The following is a 14795-nucleotide window of genomic DNA, read 5'->3' as shown; positions in this document are numbered from 1 at the left end:
TGAATTTTGCGAAAAAATCAAGAAGAAATGGAGGAATGCTTATTGTCTTATCAACTTGTGGTCAGCGAGAAACCGTCCGTGGCCATGTCCTACGCCAAAGTCCTCGGTGCCACCAACCGCAAAGACGGTTATCTTGAGGGCAACGGCTATCTGGTAAGCTGGTGCGTGGGTCATCTGGTGGAACTGGCTCCGCCTAATGTCTACGATGCCAAATACGTCAAGTGGAGCATTGCAGATTTGCCCATCCTGCCGCAAAAGTGGGAGTATCTGGTGTCTGCCGGTACCAAAAAACAGTTCGGCATCCTGCAAAAGCTGATGCACCGCCCGGATGTGGACAGCGTGATCTGTGCTACGGACGCAGGGCGCGAGGGAGAACTGATCTTCCGCTTGGTGTATCAGCAAGCAGGCTGCAAAAAGCCCTTTTCTCGCCTGTGGCTGTCCAGCATGGAGGAAAACGCTATCCGGGAGGGCTTTGCTCATCTCAAACCGTCAACTGAATACGATGCGCTGTACAACGCAGCACTCTGCCGGGAACGCGCCGACTGGATAGTCGGCATCAATGCGTCCCGGCTTTTTTCGTGCCTGTACGGTCAACCGCTGGCGGTAGGGCGTGTTATGACCCCGGTGCTTGCCATGACGGTGGTGCGGGAAGCTGCCATTGCCGCCTTCACGCCAGAGAAATTCTACACGGTTGCCCTGACCCTTGCAGATGGCGGCACCGCATCCAGCAAACGGTTTGCTCAGAAAACGGACGCCGAACTGCTGCTTTCCAAATGCCGAAAGGAGGGGCGTGTCACGGTGCAGAAGATGGAACGCAAGGAAAAGTCCGAAAATCCGCCGCAGCTCTATGACCTTACCGCATTGCAGCGGGATGCAAACCGTCTGTTGGGATTTACGGCACAGCAGACCTTGGATTATGCCCAAAGCCTTTACGAAAAACGGCTCATCACCTACCCCCGCACAGACAGCCGATTTTTGACGGAGGATATGGCGGCATCCCTTCCGGGGCTGGTGACAGATACGGGCAAGGCGTTTGCTGTGGAGGAGCCGATTTCCATCCATGTGCAGCAGGTCATCAATGGCAGCAAAGTCACCGACCACCATGCACTGCTGCCCACGAAAAGCATGGAAAAAGCAGACCTTGCCGCCCTCCCTGCCGGGGAGCGGAATATCCTACGGCTGATTGCTGCACGGCTGCTCTGCGCCGTGGGTGAGCCGCACCGCTATGCTGAAACCACGATTATCACCATCTGCGCCGGGGAGGAGTTCTCCGCAAAGGGCAAGGTGGTGCTGTCCGAGGGATGGAAAGCTGTGGAGCGGAAAATGCTGGGCAAGCAGAAAGAACCGGCTGTTCTGCCCGATGTGCAGGAGCAGAGCCAGTGCAGCGTTGCCGGTGCCGAACTGAAGGAGGGGCAGACCTCCCCACCGAAGCATTTCACCGATGAACCTTCTACTTCATGCGATGGAAACCGCCAGTGCAGACAGCATGCCGGAGGGTGTGGAACGTCAGGGCATCGGCACCCCGGCAACCCGTGCCGCAACTATTGAAAAACTGGTGCAGAAGGGTTTTCTGGAGCGCAAGGGCACCAAGAAAACCAAGGTGCTGCTGCCCACGGATAAGGGCAAAGCCCTCGTCACCGTGATGCCCGAAGAAATCCAATCCCCGGAAATGACCGCCGATTGGGAAACAAAGCTGCTGCGAATCGAGCGCAGCGAAATGGAGCCGAGCGAATTTATGACCGAGATCAATACGATGATTACCGAACTGGTAAAGAACACGGAAATGAAAAAAGGAGCGAATGCACTTATGAAAAGCAAGATTATTGGTGTCTGCCCCAACTGCAGTGCAAATGTTGTGGAGCGTGAAAAAGGCTGGTTCTGTGAATCCAACCCTTGCCGTTTCGTGCTGTGGAAGGACAATGCGTTCTTTAAGCGTTTGGGCAAGCGTCTGGACGCCCATGTGGCAGACAAGCTGCTGCGGGATGGTCGGGTCCGGCTGAAGGACTGCAAGAGTGCCAAGGGCAAGACCTACAATGCCACCGTGCTGCTGGGCACCGAGGTCGATGGCCGCAGCAAGTTCAGTCTGGAATTTGAGAATGGGGGCTGCTGATGAAGGATGATGCCGTAATAAAGGACAACGAGGCAGTCTACCTCATCAACGAGCAGACGTATCTGCATCTGCGGGAAAATCTCGCAGGTGTCGGGTATGAGGTCTTCGATAAGAACAGCCCTCTCCCGGTGGAGGAAGGGCAGATTCCACGGGAAGTTCTGGGCAATACCCAGCGGCGCATTGAGACTGCCCGTGCGTACTATCTGGCAGAGCATCAGGACGAGCCTGTGGGAAGGATTCAGAACGTTGCCGTTACCACCTTGGAAAAGTTTCGCTCCGGGGTTCGCAGGCGCAGAAATCTGGCTCCACGTTCTCTGCCGGAAAATGATGTGCGGTTCATTGACCCGATGTACAACGAGCTGTTTCGGGTGCCGGACGGCGGCGTTGTGCAGATGACTTTCCCGGATGGACATCAGCGCTCCGAGAAGGTCGAATACCTCGATGACTACCACATGAAGATCGGGTCCTCGGTGCAGCACATCTGCGAATTTGCAGAGCGCATGGCGCGTAGCCGTGCCATTGTGGAACCGGAGCCGCTGACACAGCAGGAGCAGCGGGCATGGAATCTGGAATACGATTATTACCTTACCGTACAAGCAGCGGACGACGCATGGGAGTACGCTCTCTATCAGGGCGACTGCTGCCTGTTGGAGCGTGGGAAAATTGATGCGCCTGAACTGATGATCGAAGAAGTGCGGGACGAAATTATGTACACTCACAACCTATGGAACAAGGACTGCATCCCGCTCACGCAAGAGGAATTTGTGCAGAAACTCGCAGACCGAAACGAGATTCAGTCATACCGGATGAAGCAATTCCAGCAAAGCGGCCACGACTGCTATCTGGTCATGCAGCTGCATCAGGATGCAGACCCTGCGCTCCGATTTGCCGCCATGCGCTATCTGAATAAGCAGAACATTGCTCCGTCCATTGAGAATTACGAGATCCTGTACCGGGGCAATCTCCCGGAAGGAAAGCGCAGCGTTCCGCGAGCAGAACTGCTGGAACAACTGTACCAGAAATTCAACTTCGCCCGCCCTACGGACTACCATGGGCACAGCTTGTCGGTCAGTGATGTGATCATGCTGAATCAGGACGGGAAAATTTCGGCGCATTATGTGGACAGCATCGGCTTCAAGGAACTGCCGGGGTTTCTGGATAAAAAGCCGGAGCGCCTTTCTGTTCTGCAAAACCTCAAGGAGAAGTGCGATGCCCCAGAGTGCAATCCCATCGTCTGCCGGAAAGCGAGGGATGCGCATGAACTTTAATCACGAAGAACTCATGCTGATGATGCTCTACAACACCGGCACCCGGCTGGGGCTTATCCACGAACTGCGGCTCATGCAGTGCTACCTGATGCCCGATGAAGCCGCCCTGCGGGAGTTGTCGGAGGGCGTTATCGAAAAGCTGAAACTGCTGACCGATGCAGAGTTTGCCAAACTGGAATTTCCCCCGGACTGACTTTTGCCGCCTGCGGGCGGCGTACATAGGGTTTCAACCATTCCTTTTCAGGATGTTCATAATTCTTCCGTTGCTATGAAATGCAAAATGAGCTATACTTACATTAAGAAAAGCAATTGAAGGGAGGCTGCTTTATGAGTGAACGTCAGCTCAGTATTGCTGATATGCAGTGCTGGATTTTTCGTATGGCACAAACAAAATGGAAAATGTCACCCAAAGAATGTGCCGAACTGTTTAAGAAGTACGATATCCTCGGATTTATCGATGAATGCTATGAACTTCTTCATGTAAGCAGCTACGCTTGTGCGCTTGAAGATGTCGAAGAGATCCTCAAAGCTAATGGGGTAAATGTATGCAAAAGCTGACAGAAGGGGTGCTCCTTTATCATGGAAGCTATACCGAAATATCTGCGATTGATTTGAAATATAGTAAACGCACATTGGATTTTGGCAAGGGTTTTTACCTTACTTCTTCCTATGAACAGGCGTTAAACTATATTCCGTCTGCTGTCAAGAAGAATATTCGCTGGCGAAAACTTCCTGCCGATTTCAAAGTGGAAAACGGTTGTATTTCGGTTTTTCGATTCCATCCAACACCAGAGTTGTTGGTGCACTATTTTGATACAGCTAATCTTGATTGGCTTCATTTTATCTCGGCAAATCGAGACGATTCACTGTTTCAATCGCTCCTGAAAGAATACAATTCCTATGATATCATTGGTGGAAAAGTCGCAGACGATAGTACTGCGGCAACTTTGAACTCTTATATCACAGGCGAGTATGGAGAACCCGGCTCCGAACGAGCGGACAGCTTTACAATTAGTCAGCTTCTTCCAGAACGCTTGACCGATCAATTTTGCTTCAGGACAGAAGCTTCCATAGGCACACTTGAGTTTGTAAGGAGTGATCGCTATGGCGATGTCCATCAATCCAGTTTCTGATAAAAGAAAAAACGCTTGTGCTGTAAATTTAATGCGCAGTATGCTGGTAAAATATGCACAGAAGCATGGTATTCCTTTCGAGGATGCAATGCTTCAATTTACAGAATCAGACACATACGAAACACTGTTTGATTTTGACACAGCAGTTTGGAAAGAGGGCCCCGATTATCTTCTGGATGTTTATGAAGAAGAGCGGGCTTCAAACCAAAATCCGAGGGCATAATTAGCTTTTTCGTTTATAAGTGTATCCCTAAAGCGGATGGATTATATGTTCATCCGCTATTTTTATACACTGAAACTGCTGACCGATGCGGAATTTGCCGAACTGGAATTTCCCCCGGACTGATTTTTGCCGCCTGCGGGCGGCGTACATAACATCTTTTATACTGGTTTGCATTGTGGTATACTCAGTACAACAAGTTGATTTTATGCAGGCGCTTTAGGTCGATGATGAAAAAACATATAGCAGAGGTGGAAAAGGAGAAAAAGCATGAATATCGTTTCTAACGATAACATCAGTTTAATACTACAAGCTGGTGAAAGTAACACAGTTGAGTTTAAGACGAGAGTAAGCGGCTCGCCTAATTCATTACCCAAAATTATTAGTGCATTTGCTAATGCAGAGGGCGGAGTCATCATTTTTGGCTATGACGAACGTCGCAAACTTGCAGATGGAATCACCAACAATGAATTGGAAGTCCTCAGAAAAGTTATTAGAGCCAATTCGCTTGAAGGCATCTGCTATACTTATACAGTTCAGTATAAGGGGAAAACTTTGGCTGTTGTTCAAGTTGAAAAATCCAAATCAATCATCATTGCTGGTGGAGGAGCTTATATACGAAACGGTGATGAAACTACTCCATTGGCAAGCAAAGATGTTATATCACGAATCTTGTCCGATTCCGAAACTTCTGGGACTACATCATCCGAACTTGTTCTCGATCGATTGGAAAAGAGAGTAGAACAATTGTATGACCAACTGCGCCACTCCCAAGAAGTATATGAAGATGAGTTACAACGACAAAAAGAAGAACACAGAAACGAGCTGCTTTCCACTAAAAAAAGTAATTGGTTCTTTTGCATACTAGGTGCTGTCTTAGGCGGCATAGTTGGAAAAATCTTCTGATCGCATCCAGATTGAGACTACCAAATGGGTTCTGTTTTTGAAGCCCTCAAAAATGCAGTCTTGATAGCACCGTTGGGTTCATGTGTGTTCCGTGTCCTGCTTGCAAAACTGATCGAGCAACCGGAAGAAAAGCAGACCTTTGACCGTCTGCTGGAGATGGCAGAAAAGTTTGCCGCAAAACACGAATAAAATACCATAGATTCCATAGCGAGTGACCTGAAAAGGCCGCTCGCTTTTTTGTTTACCATGAACTTGAAGGGAGGAACGCTATGCCAAGCAAAACCGAAGAATATCTTGCCCTTGCCCAGCGCACGGCGAATGGTCTGACCCGGTACTGGGAAAGCTGGACGGACTACCTGACCACCGCATCCCGGTTGTACAAGTACCCCTTTGCGGACCAGCTGATGATCTACGCCCAGCGGCCCGATGCTACCGCCTGCGCTGACTATGATGTTTGGAACAACCGGATGAACCGCTATATCAGACGTGGCTCTAAGGGCATCGCCCTGCTGGACGAATCCAGCGGATTCCCGCGCCTGCACTACGTTTTCGATGTGTCGGACACCGGTGTGCGCCGTAATTCCCGTGACCCGGAGGTGTGGCAGTACAACGATGATCTGAAACAGCCTGTTTCGGAAATGCTCGCCGCTATCTACGGCATCAGCGGAGAGCGTGTTAGCCAGCAGCTTGCCGATGTTGCCGGAAAATTGGTGGCGGATTACTGGGACAACAACGGCGGCGACATCCGTGCCATCGTTGACGGCTCGCTCCTGATGGATTATGATGAAGCCGGGGTGGAGATGCAGTTCAAAAGCGCAGCAGCAATGAGTGTCACCTACACGCTGCTGGAACGCTGCGGCTTTGAGCCTGCCGGGTGGTTCGACAAGGACGATTTTCAGGCAATCTACAATTTCTCTACCCCGGATAGTGTCTACGCCCTCGGCGCAGCCGTCAGCGACATGAGCCGAGAGGTGTTGCGGAACATCGAGCGCACCGTAAAAACCACCATTCGCCGCCGAAACAATGAAAGGAGCCAGCATGAATATGAGCAGCAATCTGAGTTACACGCAGACCGGGGATTATCTTCTCCCGAACCTGACCCTGCATCAGCCGAAGACCCCGCTGGGCAAGTACGGCAGGATGCGCCTGAGCTTTCTGAGGCAGCAGCGCCCGGTGCTGTACAACACGATGCTCCTGAACGGGAGCCTGTACCCGCACCTGATGGAAGTGGAGCAGACGGCGGAAAGCCGGATGCAGCAGACCATGGCACAGCTTCTGACGCAGAACCCGGCTCCGAACAAGGAACAGAATCAGATGGCATGGGTGCAGCACATGAACAGCCTGCGGGCACAGGCAGAGGAACTGGTGCTGACGGAGCTGATCTACAGCTAAGTTTCTTCGATGCCCACATCCCCACCGAAGCCCAGCAAATTGAAACCATCGACCGAGCGGAGAGCGAAAAAACGCCCTCCGCTTTTTCGTTATCTCAAGCGGAAATTGAGAACGAACTGCGCAAGCACGGTTCAGGATTTATGGGCGGTAAACAGCGCATTATGGCACTGTACCAGACCCAGCCTGACCGCAGCCTCCGTGCCAAGGCTCTGGCAAAGGAGTACGGTATCGGTGGGCACTCCCACGATTATCTGGATGGCAGCAGAGGGTTTGTCAACCACGACTGGAAGGGACTGGAATTCGACCATTATCCCGACCACCAGAAAATCACCTTAAAATGGGCACAGGTGGAACAGTATATCGACCTGATGATCCAGTCCGACCGTTACCTGACGGACAAAGAGAAGGAGCATTACACGCCCCCTGCGCCTGTCAACGCAGAGCCGGATGTTGAGCTTGCTCGTGCCAAAAACCTGATTCGGGAGTTTTGTCAGGAAGAATACGACTCCGAGCCGGACTTTTCCGACCTGTCCAAGATCGGCGTTGCCTACACCAACGCCACCGATGAGGAGATTCCCATTCAGGTCAACATTGATCTGGTGGGATACCGTGTGGAACGCTATCTGGGCGATATTCTTGTGGATGAACGCCAGTATGAAAGTCTGGAAGATCTGACCGAAACCGAATTGGAGGCTCTGGATTTTTCGGAACTGGTCAGCGTCACAGACGAGGAACTGGAGCATTACCACAGCAAGGCAGAGGAACGCTCGGCACTGCTGCCGCTGGATGCCGCCACCGAGTACAATGCCCTGAAGGAACAGCACCCGGATGCGCTGGTGGGCTTTGAGCAGAACGGACAGTTTGAGTTTTACGGTGAGGATGCCCGGAAGGTCTGCGAACTTCTGGGCGGCAAACTTCTGGAAAAAGAAACAGCACTGGGCATCGTTCCTGTCACCGGCTTCCCCAGCGGCCAGTGGGTGTACCGTGCCAAGCAGCTGTGGCAGTGCGGCGAGAACGTCTATCTTGCCGGGCTGAACGAGGATGGCACCCACCACCAGACGAAGTATCTGCGCCGGGAGGATTATCTGCCGCTGGGTGCCACCGTCCACATGGAAGGGCGGGCCTTCCGGGTGGATACAGTAAACTTTGATAAGGGCAGCGTATCCTTGCAGGACGTGGCACTAGCAGAAATGCGGATGCCAATTTTCCGGGAAGCGCCGCTTGCTGTTGTCCGGGAGTTGTACGAGCAGGAACAGGACGAGCCGAAACTCTCTGACGGGGAACTGGATGCGCTGCCCATCTCTGCCGTGATGGACAGAAAGGTGCAGAACTTCCCGGATGCCGCTGCCTTAGACGAAGCTCTGAATGCTGTGCCTGCCGGGAACTTCCGCATCACAGATGACCATCTGGGCGAGGGCGGTGCAAAGCAGAAGTACGCCCGGAACATTGAAGCCATCCGCACCCTGTTCCAGTTGGAACAGAATCACCGGGGTGCCACCGCCGAGGAACAGCTGTTGCTTTCGCAATATGTGGGCTGGGGCGGTCTGGCAGACGCTTTTGACCCCAACAAGGAAAATTGGTCTGCCGAGTACACCCAGCTGAAAGAACTACTCTCTGAGGATGAATACGCCGCCGCTCGCGCTTCTACTCTGAACGCCCACTACACCAGCCCCACCGTCATCCGTGGTATCTACGATGCGGTGGAGCGCATGGGTTTCCGCAGCGGTAACATTCTGGAGCCGTCCATGGGTGTGGGCAACTTCTTTGGAATGCTGCCGGACAGCATGGCGGACAGCCGACTGTACGGTGTGGAGCTGGACAGCATCACCGGGCGCATTGCCAAAAAACTGTACCCTCAGGCAGATATTACTGTGGCTGGCTTTGAGACAACCGACCGCCGTGATTTTTATGACCTCGCTGTCGGTAATGTGCCCTTTGGTCAGTACAAGGTCAACGACAAGGCGTACAACAAACTTGGCTTCAGCATCCACAATTATTTCTTTGCAAAAACCATCGACCAAGTGCGTCCGGGCGGCATTGTGGCGTTTGTGACTTCTCGTTATACCATGGACAGCAAGGACAGCACCGCCCGCAAGCACATGGCAGAGCGTGCCGACTTGCTGGGTGCCATCCGTCTGCCCAATAGCGCTTTCCGCGCCAATGCTGGCACGGATGTTGTTTCGGATATTATCTTCCTGCAAAAGCGTGACCGTCCCATCGACCATGAGCCGGACTGGGTGCAGTTGGGCAAAACAGAAGATGGCTTCGCCATCAACCAGTATTTCGTAGACCACCCGGAGATGGTGCTGGGGCGGCTCACGATGGAAAGCACCCAATATGGTCACGACCTGACCGTTGCGCCCATCGAGGGCACCAGCCTTGCCGACCAGCTTGCAGAAGCGGTACAGCACATCGAGGGCAATTACACTGCGGTGGAGATTGCTGCCCCGGACATCGCAGATGCGGAAGCACAGCGCAAAACGCTGCCTGCTGACCCGGAGGTGAAGAATTTCTCCTACACGGTGGTGGACGGCGAGGTGTTCTACCGGGAAAATTCCGTGATGACGCAGGTGGAACTGTCCGACACTGCCAAGGGGCGTGTCACCGGCATGGTGGAACTGCGGCAGATCGTCAACGAACTGATTGACCAGCAGTTGAACGACTACCCGGACGAGGACATTAAGGCATCGCAGGCCAAGTTGAATGCCGCCTATGATGCCTTTACTGCAAAATACGGGCTGATCAACGACAAGAAAAATGCCCGCCTGTTCGATGATGACAGCTCCTACTATCTGCTCTGCTCACTGGAGAATCTGGACGAGAATAAAAATCTCAAGTCCAAGGCAGATATGTTCACCAAGCGGACGATTCGGCCAGAGCGTGTTGTCACCAGCGTGGATACCCCCAGTGAAGCACTGGCAGTGTCCATCGGTGAGCATGGCAAGGTTGATCTGCCTTATATGGCAGAACTGCTGGGCACACCCGGCGAGTACGGGCGCATCACCACCGAACTCTCCGGCGTGATCTTCAAAGATCCTGCCGCCGATGTAGACGACCCGGAAGCCGGCTGGCAAACAGCGGACGAATACCTTTCCGGTAATGTGCGCGATAAACTACGGATGGCACAACTTGCTGCAGAAAGCCGCTCGGAGTTCAAGGTCAATGTGGACGCACTGACCAAGGCACAGCCCAAAGATCTGGAGGCATCTGAAATTGATGTGCGTTTGGGTGCCACTTGGCTTGCCCCCTCCATCGTGCAGCAGTTTATGATGGAAACTTTTCAGCCGCCCTATCGTATCCGCTACAACAATGCCATCACCGTTCGCTACTCGCCTTACACTTCCGAATGGCGAATCAGCAATAAATCTGCTACTGGCTTCGGTGACATTATGGCCACCGAAACCTACGGTACCCGCAGGGCCAATGCTTACAAGATTTTGGAAGACACCTTGAATTTGCGTGATAGCCGCGTTTATGATACCATCGAGGAGGATGGGAAAGAAAAGCGTGTGCTGAATCAAAACGAAACCACCCTCGCCCAGCAGAAACAGCAGGCCATCAAGGATGCTTTCGCTGGCTGGGTCTGGAAAGACCCTCAGCGGCGTGCCTTATTGGTGAAGAAGTACAACGAGCTTTTTAACAGCACCCGCCCCCGTGAATACGATGGTTCCCACATTCATTTTGTGGGCATGAACCCGGAGATCAATTTGCGAGAGCATCAGCGCAATGCAGTTGCCCATGTGCTGTATGGGTACAACACCCTTTTGGCACACGAAGTCGGTGCCGGCAAGAGTTTTGAGATGGCGGCTTCCGCTATGGAACTGAAACGTCTGGGCTTGTGCCAGAAAAGTCTTTTTGTCGTGCCAAACCATTTGACGGAACAATGGGCCAGCGAATTTTTACGCCTGTACCCCAATGCAAAGCTGCTGGTTACCAGCAAAAAAGATTTTGAACCCGGTAATCGCAAAAAATTCTGTGCGAGAATTGCAACCGGTGATTATGATGCGGTTATCATCGGACACAGCCAGTTTGAAAAGATACCCTTGTCCGCAGAACGACAGGAGCGTCTGATTCAGGAACAGATGGATGAAATCGAGGAGGCCATCGAAGAAGCGAAAGCACAGGTTGGCGAGCATTTTACAGTAAAGCAGCTGGAAAAGTTACGCAAGTCTCTGAAACAGAAACTGGAAAAGCTGCAAGGCGCAGACCGTAAAGATGATGTGGTTACGTTTGAACAATTGGGCGTAGACAGGTTGTTTGTGGATGAGAGCCAAAACTATAAGAACTTGTTCTTATATACGAAGATGCGGAATGTGGCCGGACTGAGCACATCTGAAGCGCAAAAATCCTCCGATATGTTTGGAAAATGCCGCTACCTCGATGAGATCACCGGAGGCCGTGGCGTGATTTTTGCAACGGGTACACCCCTGAGCAACAGTATGACCGAGATGTACACCCTCATGCGCTACCTCCAGTACAACACCTTGCAGCAGAAAGGGTTGACCCATTTTGATGCATGGGCATCGACTTTTGGCGAAACTACTACCGCCATCGAACTTGCCCCCGAAGGTACCGGATACCGTGCCCGCACTCGTTTTGCGAAGTTCTTCAACTTACCTGAACTGATGGCGATGTTCAAAGAAGCTGCGGATATCAAGACCAGCGACCAGCTTCATCTCCCGGTGCCTGATGCAAAATTTGAGACGGTGGTGGTCAAACCTTCGGAAATCCAACAGGATATGGTGCAGGCGTTGAGCGAACGTGCAGCCGAAGTCCACAGCGGTTCTGTTGACCCCTCTGTGGATAATATGTTGAAAATCACGTCGGATGGCCGCAAAATCGGTCTTGACCAGCGGTTGATGAATTCCGCTCTGCCCGATGACCCCAACAGCAAGTTAAATGCCTGCGTCAACAACGTCCTGCGCATCTGGAACGACACCAAAGAGCAGAAGCTGACCCAGCTGATTTTCTGCGATATGTCTACTCCCAAGGGGGACGGTTCGTTCAACGTCTATGATGATATTCGCACCAAGCTGCTCAACGCCGGTGTGCCCGAACAGGAGATCGAGTTCATCCACAACGCAGATACGGAGAACAAGAAAGCAGAACTGTTCTCCAAGGTACGCAGCGGACAGGTGCGTGTGTTGCTGGGCAGCACTGCCAAAATGGGAGCCGGTACAAATGTCCAGACGCTGCTTGTGGCGGTGCATCATCTGGATGTAGGCTGGCGTCCGTCTGATATGACCCAGCGTAACGGCAGAATCATCCGCCAAGGCAACCAAAACAAACAAGTCTACGTCTATAATTACGTCACGGAATCGACATTTGACGCCTACCTCTATGTGCGACACGAAGTCGCTTAAATCAACTGTCTGGCTATGACCAGACCTGTTATTCCATTAGCAGTAGTCTACTGTCAACAAAGCAGCTGGTAACGGCTGTGAGGAAGCGTGACAGGACAAGGGTAGCCCCACCCGAAAGGGTTCAAGCCGAAACCGCGAGGTGGAAGCGATAAACTGCAAGCAACAATGTGGTTGGGGAGCCTGACTTGTATGGTATGGTTAATGTAATGTGAATCACTGTTAAACGTCGTTAAAGCTGAACAGGCTAAAGTTGCTGACAAGCCTGAACCAAAACGGTAACGCAGCTGGTTGCTCCTCTATAGAGTGGGAACACATGGATTCAAAAGCTGCTGGCGGAGAAGTGAAACCTAACCCATACTGTTGAATAAGCGGAACGTGGTAAGCCCGTATTTCCCCGAGCAATCGGACGGAAACCGTAAGGGGACTTTATGAAATGCGGGTAGAAGAACGATGGAAAAAGCGAATGCCGACCCTGTAATGGGGATGGATAGAGGTTGTAACATCACCTCATGCGAAAGCAGGCAGACTTCCATCTATGGTCTTTCTTTACGAGAGAATTTACAGAACTTTTCAAAAAGGAGGAATTGCAAATGAACGAGAAATCGTGTGCACCGACTTGCAGAGCGGGGAATTGGGACAGCATCGACTGGAACAAGGCTCGTGCTTATGTTAAAAAGCTGCAAATGCGTATCGTAAAGGCTCAACAAGAAGGTCATTACAGCAAGGTAAAAACGCTGCAATGGCTGTTAACTCACTCGTTTTACGCCAAAGCCTTGGCAGTGAAGCGGGTAACAAGCAATCGTGGTAAAAATACGGCTGGAGTTGACCATGAATTGTGGCTAACTCCTGAGGCAAAATTCAAGGCAATCAGTAAACTGAAACGGAGAGGATACCGTCCTCAGCCCCTGAAACGTGTTTATATTCCGAAGAAAAACGGCAAACTGCGGCCTCTGAGCATTCCGACAATGACAGACCGTGCCATGCAGACCCTATACAAGTTTGCATTGGAACCGCTTGCTGAAACCTACGGTGACCTCAACTCCTACGGATTCCGAATCGGAAGAAGCACACACGATGCAATCGAGCAGTGTTTCACCGACCTGAACAAGGGCAAGTCTCCTCAGTGGATTCTTGAAGGTGACATCAAGGGATGCTTCGACCACATCAGCCATGAATGGCTCATGGAGAATATCCCGATGGATACGCAGGTTTTACAGAAGTGGTTAAAGTGTGGATACGTTGATACAAAGCAACTTTTCCCCACTGAGGAAGGCACACCGCAAGGTGGAGCCATCTCGCCTACTCTGATGAATATGACGCTGGATGGACTGGAACGGCTCTTAAAGGAACGACTGCCGACCCGCAAAAAGGTCAATGGTAAAACTCATTTTAATAAGATGAACTTCGTGCGCTATGCTGACGACTTTATCGTAACCGGAGAAAGCCCGGAATTTCTGCGTGAAGAAGTGCTCCCTATTATCAGAGATTTCATGACGGAACGTGGGTTGCAGTTATCTGAAGAAAAGACGGTCATCACTCACATTGATGATGGATTTGACTTCTTGGGCAAGAACATCCGTAAGTATAACGGAAAACTTCTAATCAAGCCCTCGAAGCAGTCGGTCGGCTCTCTGCTGAAAAAGGTGCGTGAAATCGTCAAGAGCAACAAATCGGCAAAGCAGGATTCCCTGATTCGCCAGCTCAACCCGGTTATCCGTGGATGGGTCAATAACCAGCGATTTGTTGTATCCGCTGAAACATTCAGCAAAATCGACTATCAGATTTACAATTGTCTTTGGCAGTGGGCAAAGCGCAGGCATAAGAACAAAGGCATACGGTGGATAGCAGCGAAATACTGGCATCGCATCGGAACCCGAAACTGGACTTTTGCCGCAGAGGAACGCACCAAGAAGAACGGTGAGCAATCCTACTTTGCTCTTGAATATGCAACGGACACCAAAATCATCCGCTTTAAGAAAATCGTCTCTAACGCAAATCCCTTCGATGAGCGATGGAACGGTTATTATGAAGAGCGCGATGGTGAGAAAATGTTGAACAGCACTAACGGACGCGAAAAACTCCTGAAAGTATGGAGAAATCAACGCCGCTGTTGCCCAGTATGCAATGAGCCTATTACCTCGGAAACGAGTTTCAAGGTTCATAAGGTGTTTCGAAGCGGGAAGTCGCCATGGCTGGAAATGGTGCATCCCGAATGCCATGCCGTATTGCACAAAAACGATTCTTGTTTTGTTGAGCCGGGTTCCCTGATGGGAGCTTTATGAAAGGCTTGAGCCGTATGAGGGGAAACTCTCACGTACGGTTCTTAGGGGAGGGGCTGGCAGTAATGCCATCCTCTTACCCGATCAGACCCTTGAGAATAAACAGAAGTTTATCTCGCAGATT

At 51.5% G+C, this 14795-nt stretch carries 9 protein-coding genes and 1 pseudogene; all 10 read left to right on the top strand.

Annotated elements, in window-relative coordinates; genetic code table 11:
• Positions 1-84: 84 nt before the first annotated feature.
• The 10 genes and pseudogenes from ACXPUX_RS00235 (at position 85) to ltrA (ending at position 14674) form a co-directional block, all read left to right on the top strand.
• Positions 85-2110 (top strand): annotated as a pseudogene (locus ACXPUX_RS00235) (DNA topoisomerase 3).
• A complete protein-coding gene (locus tag ACXPUX_RS00230; protein WP_458829132.1) occupies positions 2110-3378 on the top strand; it encodes a YodL domain-containing protein in 1269 nt (422 codons plus the stop codon). Before ACXPUX_RS00235 ends, ACXPUX_RS00230 begins: the two are co-directional and overlap by 1 nt.
• Entirely contained in the window at positions 3368-3571 is a 204-nt protein-coding gene (locus ACXPUX_RS00225) for a transposon-transfer assisting family protein (RefSeq protein WP_458829131.1), read from the top strand. The genes ACXPUX_RS00230 and ACXPUX_RS00225 overlap by 11 nt, the downstream gene beginning before the upstream one ends.
• A gap of 134 nt (positions 3572-3705) precedes the next feature.
• Positions 3706-3936: a DUF3791 domain-containing protein gene (locus ACXPUX_RS00220; protein WP_458829129.1), complete on the top strand. Its 231-nt coding sequence runs from the start codon at positions 3706-3708 to the stop codon at positions 3934-3936.
• Positions 3924-4511 (top strand): DUF3990 domain-containing protein, encoded by a 588-nt coding sequence (locus tag ACXPUX_RS00215; RefSeq protein WP_458829128.1) that lies wholly within the window; start codon positions 3924-3926, stop codon positions 4509-4511. Before ACXPUX_RS00220 ends, ACXPUX_RS00215 begins: the two co-directional genes overlap by 13 nt.
• The gene (locus ACXPUX_RS00210) at positions 4483-4734 is read left to right on the top strand and encodes a hypothetical protein (protein WP_458829126.1); all 252 of its coding nucleotides are present in this window, start codon (positions 4483-4485) and stop codon (positions 4732-4734) included. The genes ACXPUX_RS00215 and ACXPUX_RS00210 overlap by 29 nt, the downstream gene beginning before the upstream one ends.
• A gap of 267 nt (positions 4735-5001) precedes the next feature.
• The gene (locus ACXPUX_RS00205) at positions 5002-5637 is read left to right on the top strand and encodes an AlbA family DNA-binding domain-containing protein (RefSeq protein WP_458829124.1); all 636 of its coding nucleotides are present in this window, start codon (positions 5002-5004) and stop codon (positions 5635-5637) included.
• Positions 5638-5661: 24 nt separating this feature from the next.
• The gene (locus ACXPUX_RS00200; RefSeq protein WP_458829122.1) at positions 5662-5826 is read left to right on the top strand and encodes a hypothetical protein; all 165 of its coding nucleotides are present in this window, start codon (positions 5662-5664) and stop codon (positions 5824-5826) included.
• 80 nt (positions 5827-5906) lie between these two features.
• Complete coding sequence (locus tag ACXPUX_RS00195) at positions 5907-12392, top strand: DEAD/DEAH box helicase family protein (protein WP_458829120.1); 6486 nt, start codon at positions 5907-5909, stop codon at positions 12390-12392.
• A gap of 590 nt (positions 12393-12982) precedes the next feature.
• Entirely contained in the window at positions 12983-14674 is a 1692-nt protein-coding gene (gene ltrA, locus ACXPUX_RS00190) for a group II intron reverse transcriptase/maturase (protein WP_458829118.1), read from the top strand.
• The last annotated feature ends 121 nt before the right edge of the window (positions 14675-14795 follow it).

Source organism: Faecalibacterium sp. PGM34 (assembly GCF_054456555.1).
The sequence above is the reverse complement of the archived record's forward strand: the minus strand, read 5'-3'. Positions and strand labels throughout refer to the sequence as shown.

What these genes read in the sequence shown, in the direction of transcription:
- ACXPUX_RS00230 (WP_458829132.1), top strand. Translation starts at nt 2,110, where the DNA reads ATGAAGGATGATGCCGTAATAAAGGACAACGAGGCAGTCTACCTCATC.
- ACXPUX_RS00225 (WP_458829131.1), top strand. Translation starts at nt 3,368, where the DNA reads ATGAACTTTAATCACGAAGAACTCATGCTGATGATGCTCTACAACACC.
- ACXPUX_RS00220 (WP_458829129.1), top strand. Translation starts at nt 3,706, where the DNA reads ATGAGTGAACGTCAGCTCAGTATTGCTGATATGCAGTGCTGGATTTTT.
- ACXPUX_RS00215 (WP_458829128.1), top strand. Translation starts at nt 3,924, where the DNA reads ATGCAAAAGCTGACAGAAGGGGTGCTCCTTTATCATGGAAGCTATACC.
- ACXPUX_RS00210 (WP_458829126.1), top strand. Translation starts at nt 4,483, where the DNA reads ATGGCGATGTCCATCAATCCAGTTTCTGATAAAAGAAAAAACGCTTGT.
- ACXPUX_RS00205 (WP_458829124.1), top strand. Translation starts at nt 5,002, where the DNA reads ATGAATATCGTTTCTAACGATAACATCAGTTTAATACTACAAGCTGGT.
- ACXPUX_RS00200 (WP_458829122.1), top strand. Translation starts at nt 5,662, where the DNA reads ATGGGTTCTGTTTTTGAAGCCCTCAAAAATGCAGTCTTGATAGCACCG.
- ACXPUX_RS00195 (WP_458829120.1), top strand. Translation starts at nt 5,907, where the DNA reads ATGCCAAGCAAAACCGAAGAATATCTTGCCCTTGCCCAGCGCACGGCG.
- ltrA (WP_458829118.1), top strand. Translation starts at nt 12,983, where the DNA reads ATGAACGAGAAATCGTGTGCACCGACTTGCAGAGCGGGGAATTGGGAC.